We start from the raw sequence: 15,491 nt of genomic DNA on the forward strand, positions 1-15,491 counted from the left end.
CGCTACACCGGTGAGGGCTGACTCGGACGCTGCAGCTCGTCGGTGGGATCGATCGTCGACGACTGCTTCTTCTCCGCGGTCACAACAGTTCCCACGGTGGCGACGATGACGAGAGCGATAGCCGACAGGCGCAGAACACCCGCACTCTGATGCAGCAGCAGCCAACCCGCGAGCGTCGCGAAGATCGGTTCGAGGCTGAGCAGCACTCCGAACACGTTGCGCGGAATGCGCCGTAGGGCAGCAAGTTCGAGTGAATACGGTATGGCCGACGACAGTAGCCCCACCAGGGCGACGATCGCCAACACCTTCGGATCGGCGAACGCCTCGATGCCCTGCATCATGCCGATCGGCATGATGCAGATCGAGCCGACAGCAAGTGCGACTGCGAGGCCTCCGGTGCCCGGAACGTCCTGCGCGACACGTGCATTCGCGAGGATGTACAGCGACCAGAATCCGGCCGCGAGGAGCGCGAACAGTACGCCGATCGGGTCGAGCGACGTCGAATGCACGGCCGATTCGATCCCGAGCATCGCCATTCCCACCAGGGCGACACCTGCCCAGCACAGGTCGACGCGCCGACGCGACAACACCGCCGCGAGAACCAGTGGACCGAGGAACTCGATCGACACGGCCACACCGAGGGGAATTCGTTCGATGGCGGCGTAGAACGACCCGTTCATCGCCGCCAACGACGCACCGAGCGCGCAGACGACCTTCCACTGAGCCCGCGACCATTGCCGGACCCGGGGACGAACGAACACCGCGAGCAATACAGCTGCGATGGCGAGACGGGCGGCGGTGACCGCCCAGGACCCGGCCAGCGGGAATATCTGCACCGCCAGCGCGGCGCCGAACTGCAACGACACACACGATCCGACGATCATCGCCACTGCGGACCCGGTGCCCTGCATTCGACTGAAACTTGCCATGGATTCAGCTTTGCGGACCGTCTAAGGTAAGTCCAGCGAATCATTTTTACCAATATCGATCAGAGTTACTTACCTATCAAAGGAATCGCATGCTGAACGTTCCGCGGTTGCGCGTTCTGCTCGAGCTGCAGCGTCGGGGAACACTCGCAGGCGTGGCACGCGCGCTCTCGTACACGCCGTCGGCCGTCTCTCAGCAGTTGTCACTGCTCGAGAAGGAGGTAGGCGTGCGGCTGCTGGAGCCGGTCGGACGCGGCGTCACGCTGACCGACGCGGCTGTCGGTCTCGCCGCACACGCCGAGGTGGTCCTTCGGCAGCTCGAAGAGGCGGAATCGGATCTGGCTGCCGCGCAATCGGCAGTTCAGGGGACGTTGCGGGTCGCGTCGTTCCAAACCGTCGTGTTCGCGATCGTTCCCGCCGTCCTGGATCTTCTGGCCGTCGAGCATCCGTCGTTGTCCGTCGAGTTCGATCAGCATCACATGGGACAGGCGTACGACGGGTTGCTCTCGCATGCGTACGACCTGATCCTCGGCGAGGAGTACCCCGGGCTGCCCGAGGAGGTTCGGGCCAACGTCGATCGGGCCGATCTCGCCGCAGATCTACTGATGCTCGCAGTGCCCGGCGGCACGGACTGGTTGTCGCCCGGGCGGCGTCTCGTCGATCTGGCCGATGCGCCGTGGGCAATGGACCCGGCCGACACCCCGACCGGCATCTGGGGGCGCTCGGTGTGCCGGGCAGCCGGGTTCGAACCCAGGGTCACGTTCGTCAGCCCCGACCCGCTCATGCATGCGCACCTCGTCCGGACCGGCCATGCGGCCGCGTTCATTCCCGCCTTGATCGCCGCCGACCAGTCCGACGGTCTCGAGCTCAGCACGTTGCCGGGACGACCTCAGCGCACGATCTACACCGCTGTCCGGGAAGGCCGCGGTCGTCATCCCGCCGTCCGCGCCTTCCGTGCCGCACTGGCGACGGCGTCGGCGTCGGCGTCGCGCACCCCCGTCGACAGCGTCGGTGAAATTCTCGCCCCGGATCCGGCGTCCCCCACTCGCTGAAGGAAGATTGCAGCCATGAGCAACAGAACCAACATCTCGTCCGGCTCCGAGTGGGAACCGAAGATCGGATACAGCCGCGCCGTCCGCATCGGAAACAGCGTCGCGGTCTCGGGCACGACGGCACCGGGCAAGACCGTCGCCGACCAGACTCGCGCCGCCCTCGCGACCATCGAAGCAGCCCTCGTCGACGCGGGCGCATCCCTGCAGGACGTCATCCGCACTCGCATCTACCTGCGCGACGTGTCGCAGTGGCAGGACGTCGCCGCCGTTCACGGTGAGATCTTCGGAGCCATCCGGCCCGCCACCACGCTGCTCGGCGTGAATGCACTGATCGACGACGCCCTCCTGGTCGAGATCGAGGCCGACGCCATCATTTCCTGACGTCCGACGGCTACGCCGTCCGCGTGTCGGCGGGAGGCGTGGCCGCAGTCGTCGACGCCCGCACGGTCAGCGTCGGCTCGAACCGAACATGCCTCGGGGATGCCGACGGGTCTGCTACCGATCGTTCGAGCAAATCGACTGCGGCATGGCCGATGTCGCGGCTCGGCTGACGAACGGACGACAGCGAGACGACAGCCGACGCCGCGAAATCGATGTCGTCGTACCCGATGACGGCGATGTCGTCCGGTACCACCGAGCGGCCGAGCAGGACCAGACTCTGCAGAACACCCAGTGCGAGAAGGTCGTTCGCGCAGAAGATCGCGTCGGGCCTGTTCTGCGGAGCACGGTCGACGATGGCGGCCGCAGCGGCCCTGCCCGCGAGGACGCTCAATTCGGGTGTGTCGACGACCTCGAGTTCGGTTCCGTCGAATTCCTGTGCGGCGGCGCGTGCACCACGCAGGCGGTCCGCGACCTGCCTGAGACTCGACGGCCCGCCGACGTAGGCCAGTCGCCTGCGTCCCTGCTCGCACAGGTGACGCACTGCCATCGCGCCGCCCGCGACGTCGTCCACCGCGACCGACGAGAACGGCGTACCCGTGCCGTCCCGGTCGACCAACACCACCGGAGTTCCGCGCGACTGCAACAGCTCGAGCCGGGACAGATTCTCGCCGACCGGTGACACCAGCATCCCGTGAACCCGCTGTTCGTCGAATGTGTCGAGGTACAGCCGCTCGCGGTCGGGCTTGTCGTCGGTCGACGCCGACAGGACCATCAGACTGCGTTCGAACGCATTCGCTTCCGCGCCGCGAGCAATGTCGGTGAAGAACGGGTTTCCCAGGTCGAGGACGACGAGACCGATGCATCGCGACCGTCCCGCGCGCAGTTGCCGGGCGGCGTCGTTGCGTACGAAGCCCAATTGGTCGATGGCCGCCATGACCCGATCCACGGTGGCAGGCGCCACCTTGTCCGGCGCGTTCAGCACGTTCGAGACCGTGCCGACGGACACACCGGCCGCGGCGGCCACCTGCTTCATGCTCTTTGCCACGACAGCAGTCTTCCAGCTCCGCGTATGTCGGCGAACGCGGTATCAGGAACGGGGCCGCGGCACCAGACGCTCGAGCTGCGTCACGTGGCCCGGTTCGAGTTCTTCGAGCGACGTGACGCCGAGCAGCCGCATCGTGCGCTCGACCTGTTCGGACAGAATGTCGATCGCGCGGTTCACGCCTGCCTCACCGCCCGCCATCAGCCCGTACAGGTACGCTCGCCCGACCAGCGTGAATCGGGCGCCGAGCGCAATGGACGCGACGATGTCGGCGCCCGACATGATGCCGGTGTCGAGCATCACCTCGGTGTCCGAACCCACCTCCCGTGCGACGTCGGGTAGCAGATGGAACGGGATGGGGGCGCGATCGAGCTGTCGCCCACCGTGATTGGACAGGATGAGGCCGTCCGCTCCGAGGTCCGTGACGGCTTTCGCGTCGTCCAGCGTCTGAATTCCCTTGACCACCAGCTTTCCTGGCCACTGCGTCTTGATCCAGGCGAGGTCCTCGAAGGTGACCGTCGGATCGAACATCGTGTCGAGCAGTTCGGCGACGGTGCCGGACCAGCGGTCGATCGACGCGAACGACAGCGGCTCGGTCGTGAGGAAATCGATCCACCATTGTGGCCGAGGGAGCGCATTCATCACCGTCCCGGGCGTCAGCGCAGGCGGAATGGTCATACCGTTGCGCTTGTCGCGCAGCCGTGCACCCGCCACCGGGACATCGACGGTGACGAGCAGGGTGTCGAAGTTCGCCTTCGCCGCCCGCTCGACGAGAGCCATCGAGCGCTCGCGGTCCTTCCACATGTACAGTTGAAACCAATTGCGGCCGTGCGGGTTCGCGTCGCGTACATCCTCGATGGAGTGCGTTCCCATCGTCGACAACGAGAACGGGATTCCCGCACGGGCCGCAGCGCGCGCCCCGGCGATCTCGCCCTCGGTCTGCATCATGCGTGTGAACCCGGTCGGCGCGATGCCGAATGGCTGCGCGACCGGTGCACCGAGCACGTCCCACCCCGTCGATACCTTCGACACGTCGCGCAGGATCGACGGGCGAAATTCGATGTCCTGGAACGCCTGTCGCGCACGCGTGATCGACAACTCGGCTTCGGCCGATCCGTCGGTGTAGTCGAAGGCGGCCGTCGGAGTGCGACGCTTGGCGATCTTTCGAAGATCCTCGATCGTCAGGGCCGCGTCGAGACGGCGCTTCTTCGCGTTCAGCTGCGGCTTCTTGAACTGCATGAGGGGCGCGAGATCGCGCACCTTCGGGACCTGCCTCTTGACCATTGCTGATCCTTTCTCGTTGTTCATGCCGTTCTCGCCCGCTGCGAACAGGTGCGGGAGACCGCTGGTGTGTACTGCGTCGGCGGGAACGTGGTTGCAACGATACGACGCAGCCGGTCGAGTTCACCGTGAATCGAACCGTGGGCACGTGCCTGTACCAGGACGTTACCCAACGCCGTTGCTTCCGCCGGTCCAGCAAGGACCGGGATACCCGACCGATCCGCCAGAATTTTGCACAGCAGCGCATTCTGGGCTCCGCCGCCGACGACGTGGATCTGCCGGGCCGAGAAGCCTGCGAGCGACGCCGCGTCGTGCACCGCACGGGCGAATGCCGCGGCCAACGACTCGACGACGGCGCGAACCATCTCCACTCGCGACGACGGTGCGTCGAGGTCCCGCTCCAGATACCAGGAGCGGATCCGCCGCGGCATGTCGCCGCGGGACAGGAACACCGGGTCGTCGGCGTCGAAGACGTGCGCAGGCGACGGGCACTGGGCCGCGGCAGCGAGCATCGTCGGCAGATCGACCGGCGCTCCGTCGGACCGGCTCCACTCCCGCACGGTCTCCGACAGCAGCCACAGTCCCATGACGTTGTGCAACAGTCTGTTTCGGCCGTCGACTCCGGCCTCGTTGGTGAATCCCGCCTCGCGCACGGCTGAACCGAGCACCGGGGCCGCGGTTTCCGCTCCGACGAGTCCCCACGTGCCACAGGATATGTACACCGACGACGAAGGATCCATCGGAACTGCCGCAACCGCCGACGCCGTGTCGTGCGAACCGACCGTCGTGACGACCGCACTCGTGTCCACGTCGAGCACGCCGGGCAGTACCGGACCCAACACGGTGCCAGGGTCGACCACGTCCGCGAACAGCGACGGGTCGAGTCCGAGCCGTGCCATCAGATCGACATCGGGCACCCCGTCGGTTCCGAACAGGCCCGTCGTGGACGCATTGGTCCGTTCGGTGACCTCGCGTCCGGTCAACCAGTACGAGACGAGGTCCGGCACCAGCAGAGCCCGATCTGCAACGCCCAGCAGTCCGTCTTCCTTCTCGACCGCAAGCTGATACACCGTGTTGAACGGCAAGAACTGTAAACCGTTGCGAGAGAACAATTCTTCACGGCCGACGGCGGATTCGACCAGTTGGACGCCGCGCTCGGAACGTTCGTCACGGTAGTGATGCGGCAGGCCGAGCAGTCGCCCGCCGCGCAGCAGACCGTAGTCGACGGCCCAGGAATCGACGCCGATGCTCACCAGGTTCTCCGACTGCCGCACGGCGTCGGCCAGCCCCTTTCGGATGTGCCCGAACAAGCCTGGTACGTCCGTGTGCAGTGCAGTCCTGGTTCCGTTCCACAACCGCAGGGGTTCGTTGGGGAATCGCGCCACGACGTCGAGATCCAGCACATCCCGTCCTGCGGCGTCGGTGCCGACCACGCCGACCACGACGCGACCACTCGTCGCACCGAGGTCTACTGCCGCGACCGTCGACAGGCTCATCGCAGGAATGCCGCCGCGACTCCTGCATCGACGGGCACGTGCAGGCCCGTCGTGTGCGAGAAGTCCGACGTACACAGCGCGAACGCGGCACCCGCGATGTTCTCCGGCAGCACCTCACGCTTCAACAGCGTGCGCTGCGCGTAGAACTTGCCCAGGTCCTTCTCCTCGACACCGTAGACCGCGGCGCGCGAGGCGCCCCAGCCGGCCGCGAAGATGCCCGATCCCTGCACGACACCGTCGGGGTTGATGCCGTTGACCTTGACGCCGTGCTCACCGAGTTCCGCTGCGAGCAAACGAACTTGGTGCGCCTGGTCGGCCTTGGTCGCCGAGTACGCGATGTTGTTCGGGCCGGCGAACACCGAGTTCTTGGACGAAATGTACAGAATGTCGCCGCCCATCTTCTGCGCGATCAGCGCCGACGCAGCCGCGCGGGACACCAGGAACGATCCCCGTGCCATGACGTCGTGCTGCAGGTCCCAATCCGCGACGGTCGTCTCCAGCAGCGGCTTCGACAGCGACAGGCCGGCGTTGTTCACGACGAGGTCGATGCCACCGAATGCCAGCACCGTCGCGTCGACAGCCGCCTGCACCGCAGCTTCGTCGGTGACGTCGGCGCGCACACCGATCGCGACGTCGGTGCTGCCGATCTCGGCCGCGACGTCGGCCGCCTTCTGCTCGTCCAGGTCCGCGATGACGACGCACGCGCCTTCCGCCGCGAGCCGGCGCGCAATGGCCTTCCCGATTCCCGACGCGGCCCCCGTGACCAGCGCGATGCGCGTCGCCAATGGCTTGGGTTTCGGCATCCGCGCGAGCTTGGCCTCCTCCAGCGCCCAGTATTCGATGCGGAACTTCTCGGATTCGTCGATGGGACTGTACGTCGACACCGATTCCGCGCCGCGCATGACGTTGACGGCGTTGACGTAGAACTCGCCCGCGACGCGTGCGGTCTGCTTGTTGGCGCCGTAGCTGAACATGCCGACGCCGGGGATCAGGACGATGGCGGGATCGGCGCCGCGCATCGCCGGAGAGTCCTCGGTCGCGAAGCGCTCGTAGTAGGCCTGGTAGTCCTTGCGGTAGGCCTCGTGCAGCGTCTGCAGGCGCTGCACGCACTGTTCGACGGGTGCATCCGCCGGCAGGTCGAGAACGAGAGGCTTGACCTTGGTGCGCAGGAAGTGGTCGGGGCAGCTCGTGCCGAGGGCGGCAAGGCGCGGGTGTTCGCTCGCGGCCAGGAAGTCCAGTACGACCTGCGAATCCGTGTAGTGCCCGACCTTCGGTTCGTCGGTCGACGCAAGGCCGCGAATGTGCGGGGCCAGTGCCGCTGCCTTCGCGCGGCGCTCGGCCTCCGGGAGCGCGGCATAGCCGTCGAGTGGTGCGCCGAACGGCTCGGCCGTGCCGTGCTCGGCCAGATACGCCTCGGCCGTGCGGATGATGTGGAGCGAGTTCGCTTCCGCATCGTCGGACGTCTCACCCCATGCGGTGATGCCGTGGCCGCCGAGAATACAGCCGATGGCCTGCGGGTTGGCCGCCTTGATCGCCGAGATGTCCAGTCCCAGCTGGAACCCCGGACGTCGCCACGGAACCCAGACGACGGTGTCGCCGTAGATCTTCCGGGTCAGCTCCTCGCCGTCGGCGGCGGTCGCGATCGCGATACCCGAATCGGGATGCAGGTGGTCGACGTGAGGTGCGTCGACGAGTCCGTGCATCGCCGTGTCGATCGACGGCGCAGCACCCCCGCGGCCGTGCAGGGTGTAGTCGAACGCCGCGACCATCTCGTCCTCGCGGTCCACGCCGGGGTAGACGTCGACGAGCGAACGGAGCCGGTCGAGTCTGAGCACGGCCAGCCCGGCCTCTGTCAACGTGCCGAGATCGCCTCCGGATCCTTTGACCCACATCAATTCCACGTCGGCACCCGTCACCGGATCGATGTCGGTGCCCTTGGCGGAGGTGTTGCCACCTGCGTAGTTGGTGTTGCTCGGATCGGAGCCGAGACGGTTCGATCTGGACAGAAGGTCTCGAACGGTCGGGTTCATCGTCACTTCCTGCTCTGTTGTCATGGTTCACGCACCCCAGGACGTCTGGGTTCCGCCGACGCGTTCGGCCTCGATCTTCTCCTGGTAGCCCGATTCGGCGTAGGCACGCATCGGATCGGCCGGCAGCCCGCGGCCCTCACGCCACGACGCCAGCTGCGGGCGAACGTCGGTGTAGAACGCGTCCATGAAGATTCCGTTGGCAGCCAGCACGTCTCCCGATTCCTGCGCGGCCGTCAACGCTGCGGTGTCGACGAGCGCCGCACGCAACGTCATTTCCTGCACGTTCAGAACCGATCGGATCTGACCGGGAATCTTCGCCTCGACGTTGTGGCACTGATCGAGCATCAAGGCCAGGTCGGAGTCGGGTGCAAGACCGCCCCCACGGATCACCTCGAACAGAATCCGGAAGAGCTGGAACGGATCCGCCGCACCGACGATGAGGTCGTCGTCCGCGTAGAAACGGGAATTGAAGTCGAACGATCCGAGCTTTCCGAGGCGCAGCAGCTGCGCGACGATGAACTCGATGTTGGTGCCCGGTGCGTGATGCCCGGTGTCGAGGCACACCGCGGCGCGATCGCCGAGAGCAACCGTGTGCGCGTACGAGGTGCCCCAGTCCGGAACGTCGGTGACGTAGAACGCGGGCTCGAAGAACTTGTACTCGAGCACCAGTCGTTGGCCTTCGCCGACGTGCTGATAGATCGCGGCGAGCGATTCGGCCAGCCTGTCCTGGCGACCGCGGATGTCCCCTTGGCCGGGGTAGTTCGTGCCGTCGGCCAGCCACACCTTCAGATCCTGCGAACCGATCTCGGTCATGATCTCGAGGCACCGCAGGTGGTGGTCGATCGCTCTCTGCCGCACCGTCTTGTCGGTGTGGGTCAGGCTGCCGAACTTGTATTCGTCGTCCTGGAACGTGTTCGAGTTGACGGTTCCCAGACGCACTCCCAGATCGGCAGCGTACGACTTCAATTCGGTGTAGCTGTCGACCGTGTCCCATGGAATGTGCAGGGCCACAGCAGGAGCCAGTCCCGTCAGACGATGCACGGTCGCCGCGTCGGCGATCTTCTCCTGGATCGTCCTTGGCGTGCCGGGTGTACCGAACACCTTGAAGCGGGTTCCGGAGTTCCCGAAGGCCCAGGACGGAAGTTCGATGGCGAGCGCGTCGAGAATGCTGTCGGGTCGAACGGTATGTGTTGTCACAGTGCACGCTCCGGGGTGGGGCTCGGGGTCTGGCGGGGGGTGGTCAGGTCGTCGGAAACGACGGTTCCGTAGCGCTCGATCTCGATCTCGGGCAACGACTTTCCGCGCGTGTTCGGTGCGAACACTGCGCCGATCGCCAGTGCCACCGTGAGAAGGCCGATGAGCAGAAGTCCGACTGTGGTGAGCCCGGTGGCGGCCAGGAGCGTCGGGAAGAAGTAGCTGAGCAGTCCGGTGGCCGTCCGTACGACGAAGAACATGAAGCCCTGAGCGCTGGCGCGGTACGGCGTCGCGAACAGCTCACTCGCCCACAAGCTGTAGAACGCCTGCGCGCCGATTCCGCTGGAGATGCCCCACGTGATCGCGAAGATCAACAGGGTGGGCATACCCGCGTCGGTGAAGAACACCAGGATGGCCCACGCGGCAATGCCCAGTGCCGCGCCGATCGAGTACAGCAGTCGCTGCGACATGCGATCCGCGAACTTCATGAACCCGAAGTACGTCGCGGCGACGGTGCATCCCCACACGAGAACCTGCAGAAGATTCTGTTCGACGGCGCTCTCCACTCCGGCACTTTCGTAGACGCGCGGCATGAAGATACCCGCCTGGCCGGCGACAGTGTTCCAGAAGCCGTAGATGCCGATGAGCACAAGAAGTGCGGTGATGTTCACTCGCTTGGTGAACAGTCCCTTCAAACCTGCTGCGCCGAAGGTCTTCTCGCGAGTAGCAGCGCCTGCAGTGTCGGCGGCCTCGTCCTTCCAGATGGCCGACTCGGGCAACCCCTGGCGAATCCACCAGACCACCGCAGCCACGACGAACAGGTGCACGAAGATGATGCGTGATCCGAGCAGATCGAGCGGCGCAAGTAGCGCGGCGAGAGCGAAGCCGATGAACGGGCCGACCGACCAGGCAAGTTGCGCTGTTCCGACGTGCCGGGCTCGTTCGCGCGACGGTGCTTGCTCGGCGATGTACGTCCACGAAGCAGGGACGCCTGCTCCGACGGCAACGCCGGTGATGACGAAGGCCGTCAACAGCATCGCGAAGTTCATCGCGAACGCAGCGATGAGCACGCCGACCATGTACACGATCAGATCGTAAGTATAGATGGCTTTGCGACCGTATCGGTCACACAGAGGCCCGCCGATACCGGCACCGATGGCGGCGCCGAACGCGTTCGCACTGAACGCCGCGAGTAGTCCGACCGCAAGGTTGCTGATGCCGAACTCGTTCTGCCACAACGTCAGTGAAGTGGCTATCGCAATGATCGAGCCGGCTTCGATGTAGTTGCTCATCGCGACCGATATGGTCGCGCGCCACCCGGTGGTGGACTTGGCGCCGATCTTCATGAGGGCTCCGAAAGGATGTGTGGGGTCAGGGGGATCGAAAGAATTCAGGGCAGATGGAAGTAGTGCGTCAGGAATTCGAGAGGCGCATCCGGGCGCGCTGCGGGCTCGAAGTACTCGGCCATGTTTCGCTGCCATCGGGCGTCGACGTCGGTCGCGCTCATCGCCGCAGTCATCGCGGCGGGATCCTTCGATTCGACGTAGCCGACGACGAGTCCGTCCTCGGGACGGAGAAACAGGGAGTAGTTCTTCCATCCGGTGTCACGCAGCGCATCGAGCATGTCGGGCCACACGTGTTCGTGAGCCGCCAGATAGTCCTGCACGCGATCCGGCCTGAGCTTGAGCAGGAAGCACACTCTGTGAAGCTCCGCTTTGTCGGCGTCTGCGACGGTAGTCATGACTCTCCAGCGACGTAGTGACGGTGAGCCGTCCCGGTGGATCGAAACGAAGATTGAAACGTTTCAATCAATGGCCTGGCTCACATTAGGGCTCGCTCGTGGGCTACGTCAACCCCCTGGTCCGGCTCGGGTAGTCCCGCGAACACCGGCCGTTCGCTGTAGCACATTGCTACACTGGGTGTGGCGTGCCGATCGAGGGAGCGAATCATGACGAACGTCGCCGACAGGGTCACGCGGTTCTCGTCCGAACTGGTCGACGCCGCAGCAGCAGAAGGCGAGCGAGAGAACCGCTCGGCCAGGCAACAGCTCGAACACTGGGCTCGGGTGGGCCGTGAGGTATCGAATCAGCGGCAGGTCGCACGTCGACGCGTCGAAGCCGCGCTGGCCGGCCGGACACCGCTGAGTGCGCTCTCCGACGAAGAGGGCGTCGTGTTCAACGCCGAGGTTGCCAGCGCTCTCGAAGAGTCGCTTGCTACCGGCGATCACGTCGCGGATCGCGCTGCACAGGGGCGCGTCACGGTCTCGCTCGACGAGCAGGGACGCGTCGTCAAGCATCTGCCCGACGGTAGCCAGATCGTTCTGTGAGACGACTGGATCTCGTCGTCGGCCCGAACGGTTCCGGTAAGACGACGTTCGTCGAACAGCGCCTCGCGCCGTTGCTTCCGGGAAGTGCGTTCGTGAATGCCGACGTCATCGCGCGGCAGCGCTGGCCCGATGCGCCGGAGGCGCATTCCTACGAGGCCGCGAGGATCGCGTCGACCATTCGCGACGGCCTCGTGTCACAGGGCGAATCGTTCATCGCCGAGACGGTGTTCTCCCACCCGTCGAAACTCGACTTTCTCGACAAGGCCCGCCGGGCGGGCTATGTCGTCGTGCTGCACGTGGTCATGGTTCCCGTCGAACTGTCCGTCGCCCGCGTCGCGGTACGCGTCACCGAGGGTGGGCACGACGTCCCGGAGGACAAGATCCGCGAACGCTTCGATCGGTTGTGGCCGTTGGTAGCCGAAGCGATTCGGCGCTCGCATCATGCCACGGTGTACGACAATTCCGCCCCCGACGTCACCCGCATCGCAGCGAGGTTCGTCGAGGGCGATCTTGTCGGTGAAACCAAGTGGCCTACATGGGCACCCGCAGAGCTACGACCCTAGAACTCAGCGCGCCGGCGCGAACGCCGCTTCGAACGCGTCCAACGCGGCGTCCGGATCTCCGGACGCCCAGGCTTCCATTCCGACCACGCCGGAGTAGTCGATCTTCTTCAGCGCCGATGCCACTGCGCTGTAATTTATTTCGCCCGTACCCGGTTCGCACCGGCCCGGTACATCGGCGACCTGGATCTCACCGATGTACGGCAAGGCCTCGGTGACCAACTCGATCAGGTTCCCTTCTCCGATCTGCGCGTGGTACAGGTCGAGATTCAGACGCAGATTCGGGTGATCGACTGCCTTGACCAACGCCAAGGTGTCCGACGCGGTCGCGAAGGGAGTACCGGGGTGGTCGACCGCGAGGTTGAGATTCTCGAGGACGAACGTCCGACCGGCGGCGGCGCCCAACTCGGCGATCTTGCCCAAAGTGTCTGCGGCGGTTAGCCACATCGACGGCGTCACGACCTCGACCGGCCGAACCGGAAGACCTCCGTCACCGAGCCCCGTGCCGTGCAGGTTCAACCGTGGGCAGTCGAGCTTGTCGGCGACCTTCAAGGACTGCGCTGCAGTCGCGAGCAGTTCTTCGATACCGTCCGGCTCGGTCAGGTTCCCCGCGAGATAACCCGTCATCGACGAGAATTCGGCTCCGGATCCGGCGAGCGCATCGATGTCCTTGCTCGACCAGTCCCAGATCTCCACGAGCAGACCGCGTTCGGAGATCCGCTCGATGCGGTCCATCAGCGGCAGGTTCGAAAAGATCATCTCCGCGCACGCGGCGAGCGTCACTCCGCTCATGCGGACACCTCGACAGCCTGTCCTGTTGCGGCGCTGTCGATCGCGGCGAGCGCGATACTCAGCGCGATGCGGGCATCCTCGCCGGTGACCTGGGCCTGCGTTCCGTTCCGGATCGCGTCGACGAACGCGATGAACTCGCCGAGGTACGCGCTGCGCAGAAGATCCGTGTCGCGGCGTGCGGTGTCGATACCGATACCCTCGGGGCCGTAGTACGTCATGTTGCTCGTCAACGAATCTCCCATGGTGACCATGCCACCGGATCCGAACACCTCACCGCGCACGTCGTAGCCGTACAGGGCACTGAAGTTCGCTTCCGCCACGGCAATTGCGCCGTTGTCGAACTCGACCGTCACCACCGCGGTGTCGAGATGACCGTCCGCCTTGGCGTCGGGACGGATCAACGCGTCGGCAATCGCTGTCACGCGCCTGGGGCGCGCGCCCGGGTTCAGGAAGCACAGCGCGTCGAAGTCGTGGATCAAGGTCTCGAGGAAGATCGTTCCCGGTGGGATACGCGCCGGATCGGCGGAGAACGGTCCGGGATCGCGGGTGACCGAGCGGAGCAACTGCGGAGTCCCGACGCGTCCCGCATCGATCGCCGAGCGGGCCGCGATCCATCCCGGCGCGAAACGTCGATTGAAGCCGACCTGAAGGACGACGCCTGCCTCCTTCGCGGCGTCGATCGCTCGGTCCGCGTCGGCGAGAGTCACGGCCATCGGCTTCTCGACGAACACGTGTTTGCCGGCCGCAGCAGCCTGAACGACCAGGTCCGTGTGCGTTCGGGCGGGCGTCGTGATGAGTACTGCGTCGACGTCCGGGCGTGCGAGCGCGGCGTCGGCCGACCGCTCGACGACGTCCACGTCGAGATCGGCGGCGAGACGCTCGGCGTTGGGCGTCGGGTCGACGACGGCAACCAACGTGGCACCGGGGACATGGTTCGCAACGAGCTCGGCGTGGCTCGAACCGATCCGGCCTGCGCCGATCAGTGCCATACGCACCGGGGATTTCTTGGACATCAGTTGCTCCGACACTCGGGAAGAAGGACTAGAACGTACTACTGTTACGTTCTAGTGGACGATGCTAGGGCTGCTGATCGGTCCGGTCAAGACCGGGCTCGCCCCGACACGTTCCGAGGCGGACGAGGAACGAAACGCGACACTCGACGAATGACGTCGCGGTATTCCGGGCGACGTTCGAGACTGCGCTGTTCCATCATCGGAATGCTTGCGCCCTGGAACATCGCCAGCATGACGGCGGCACCCGACAGCACCCACCACGCACCAGGACAGGCCGCGAGCCCGAACAGACCGAACGACAACCACACCCCGAACTCGCCGAAATAGTTCGGATGCCGCGACCACGACCACAGCCCGCGGTCCATGACCTGCCCCGGCGACCTCCGTGCCACGAAGCGCCGCATTTGCAGATCCGCAATGGTTTCGATGGACAACGCCCCGACACCGACAACGAACGCGACGACGTCGAGCACACCGAACGGCTCACCCGCGCGCGTCGCGACGACGTAGACCGGAATCAGACCGGCGAACACCTGAAGCGTCGGAAAGATGTGAATTGCAACGAGATCCGCGATCGGACCGAACCGTCCCGCACGCGCACGAAGCAGCGGGTATCGCCAATCCTCCTGCTGCAGAACGCGAAAGCCGACGATCCAGTTGCCGGTCAACCGGATCGACCAGGCCAGCATGACCGCCATCATCAGCCACCAGCGGACCGCGTCGACGTCGGAGCCCGCGGCGAGCCACCAGTAGAACGCCAGGAACGACGGGATCACGCTCCAGAAAGCGTCGTAGACACTGGAATTGCGATACAGCCGACTGGCCACGAAGATGATCGCCGTCGCGATCAGATCGGCGATGAGACCGTCGAGCCACAGCAGGCCGGTGTCCGGACCCCATACGAGCCAGACGTACCCCGCCGCTATCGCGACGGCGTAAGCCATCGTTATTCGACCGAGCGAGACGCCCCGACTCATGGACGCACTGTAGTGCGCGGTCCGTGCTCGTACGGCCGAATCGCGACCGTCAGCGCTGGTTCAGCTCGACCGCGCTGCTGATCAGAGCCGAGAAGGCGTCGGCGTCGAGGATGTCGTTCTCACGGATGTCCACCGCCCGACGCGTCCCCGCGTCGAGACTGGCGTTGAACACCCCGGCCGGGTCGTCGAGCGACGCACCCTTGGCGAACGTGACCTTGACCTTGTCCTTGTAGGTCTCGACCGTGCAGAGGAGACCACCCAGACCGAAGGTGGGCACACCGTCGGGGTTCGACGCCTTCTTCCACTTGGCTTCCTCGGTGACGCCCGGTGCGGCGGCCTCGATCAGGGTGCGGATCTTCGACACGGTCTCTGCTCGCCAGTCATCGCTCATGGGCGATCACTGTAGTGCTCTCGTGTTCGT

16 protein-coding genes are annotated in these 15,491 nt (G+C 65.4%); 4 read left to right on the forward strand and 12 right to left on the reverse strand.

Annotation, left to right across the window (positions count from 1 at the left end; all coding sequences use genetic code 11):
* Nucleotides 1-2 precede the first annotated feature (2 nt).
* A complete protein-coding gene (locus tag DK926_RS03695) occupies nt 3-929 on the reverse strand; it encodes a DMT family transporter (protein WP_243636627.1) in 927 nt (308 codons plus the stop codon).
* An 89-nt stretch (nt 930-1,018) separates the two neighbouring features.
* On the opposite strand from DK926_RS03695, the gene DK926_RS03700 reads away from it, so the two are divergent.
* Nucleotides 1,019-1,978 (forward strand): LysR family transcriptional regulator, encoded by a 960-nt coding sequence (locus DK926_RS03700; protein ID WP_114328808.1) that lies wholly within the window; start codon nt 1,019-1,021, stop codon nt 1,976-1,978.
* A 15-nt stretch (nt 1,979-1,993) separates the two neighbouring features.
* On the forward strand, nt 1,994-2,359 hold the full coding sequence (locus tag DK926_RS03705; protein ID WP_114328810.1) for a RidA family protein: 366 nt from the start codon (nt 1,994-1,996) through the stop codon (nt 2,357-2,359).
* Between the two features lie 10 nt (nt 2,360-2,369).
* Here DK926_RS03705 and DK926_RS03710 read toward each other — a convergent pair whose 3' ends face one another.
* The 7 genes from DK926_RS03710 to DK926_RS03740 are packed head-to-tail and all read right to left on the reverse strand — an operon-like array spanning nt 2,370 to nt 11,143.
* Nucleotides 2,370-3,404: a LacI family DNA-binding transcriptional regulator gene (locus DK926_RS03710; protein WP_114328811.1), complete on the reverse strand. Its 1,035-nt coding sequence runs from the start codon at nt 3,402-3,404 to the stop codon at nt 2,370-2,372.
* 42 nt (nt 3,405-3,446) lie between these two features.
* On the reverse strand, nt 3,447-4,685 hold the full coding sequence (locus DK926_RS03715) for an alpha-hydroxy acid oxidase (protein ID WP_068426171.1): 1,239 nt from the start codon (nt 4,683-4,685) through the stop codon (nt 3,447-3,449).
* 20 nt (nt 4,686-4,705) lie between these two features.
* Nucleotides 4,706-6,178 carry a rhamnulokinase family protein gene (locus tag DK926_RS03720; RefSeq protein WP_114328813.1) on the reverse strand — a complete coding sequence of 491 codons (1,473 nt, stop codon included), beginning with the start codon at nt 6,176-6,178 and terminating at the stop codon, nt 4,706-4,708.
* Complete coding sequence (locus tag DK926_RS03725; RefSeq protein WP_068425249.1) at nt 6,175-8,232, reverse strand: bifunctional rhamnulose-1-phosphate aldolase/short-chain dehydrogenase; 2,058 nt, start codon at nt 8,230-8,232, stop codon at nt 6,175-6,177. The genes DK926_RS03720 and DK926_RS03725 overlap by 4 nt, the downstream gene beginning before the upstream one ends.
* Nucleotides 8,233-8,235: 3 nt before the next feature.
* Nucleotides 8,236-9,405, reverse strand: a complete 1,170-nt coding sequence (gene rhaI, locus DK926_RS03730; protein ID WP_114328815.1) for an L-rhamnose isomerase — start codon at nt 9,403-9,405, stop codon at nt 8,236-8,238.
* Complete coding sequence (locus DK926_RS03735; protein ID WP_114328817.1) at nt 9,402-10,748, reverse strand: MFS transporter; 1,347 nt, start codon at nt 10,746-10,748, stop codon at nt 9,402-9,404. Before DK926_RS03735 ends, rhaI begins: the two co-directional genes overlap by 4 nt.
* Before the next feature lie 44 nt (nt 10,749-10,792).
* Nucleotides 10,793-11,143: an L-rhamnose mutarotase gene (locus tag DK926_RS03740; protein ID WP_114328819.1), complete on the reverse strand. Its 351-nt coding sequence runs from the start codon at nt 11,141-11,143 to the stop codon at nt 10,793-10,795.
* 207 nt (nt 11,144-11,350) lie between these two features.
* On the opposite strand from DK926_RS03740, the gene DK926_RS03745 reads away from it, so the two are divergent.
* Nucleotides 11,351-11,728, forward strand: coding sequence for a hypothetical protein (locus tag DK926_RS03745; protein WP_114328821.1), 378 nt, complete (start codon nt 11,351-11,353; stop codon nt 11,726-11,728).
* Nucleotides 11,725-12,291, forward strand: coding sequence for a zeta toxin family protein (locus DK926_RS03750; RefSeq protein ID WP_114328823.1), 567 nt, complete (start codon nt 11,725-11,727; stop codon nt 12,289-12,291). The genes DK926_RS03745 and DK926_RS03750 overlap by 4 nt, the downstream gene beginning before the upstream one ends.
* 3 nt (nt 12,292-12,294) lie before the next feature.
* Here DK926_RS03750 and DK926_RS03755 read toward each other — a convergent pair whose 3' ends face one another.
* The 4 genes from DK926_RS03755 to DK926_RS03770 all read right to left on the reverse strand — a co-directional run bounded on the left by DK926_RS03755 (nt 12,295) and on the right by DK926_RS03770 (nt 15,461).
* Entirely contained in the window at nt 12,295-13,080 is a 786-nt protein-coding gene (locus tag DK926_RS03755) for a TIM barrel protein (protein ID WP_114328826.1), read from the reverse strand.
* Nucleotides 13,077-14,093: a Gfo/Idh/MocA family oxidoreductase gene (locus DK926_RS03760; RefSeq protein ID WP_114329338.1), complete on the reverse strand. Its 1,017-nt coding sequence runs from the start codon at nt 14,091-14,093 to the stop codon at nt 13,077-13,079. Before DK926_RS03760 ends, DK926_RS03755 begins: the two co-directional genes overlap by 4 nt.
* Nucleotides 14,094-14,179: 86 nt before the next feature.
* Complete coding sequence (locus DK926_RS03765; protein WP_114328828.1) at nt 14,180-15,070, reverse strand: DUF1295 domain-containing protein; 891 nt, start codon at nt 15,068-15,070, stop codon at nt 14,180-14,182.
* A gap of 49 nt (nt 15,071-15,119) precedes the next feature.
* Nucleotides 15,120-15,461, reverse strand: coding sequence for a DUF1801 domain-containing protein (locus DK926_RS03770; RefSeq protein ID WP_068425265.1), 342 nt, complete (start codon nt 15,459-15,461; stop codon nt 15,120-15,122).
* Between the last annotated feature and the right edge of the window lie 30 nt (nt 15,462-15,491).

It is taken from the genome of Rhodococcus sp. Eu-32 (assembly GCF_003336925.1).
GTDB classification, from domain to species: domain Bacteria; phylum Actinomycetota; class Actinomycetes; order Mycobacteriales; family Mycobacteriaceae; genus Rhodococcoides; species Rhodococcoides kyotonensis_B.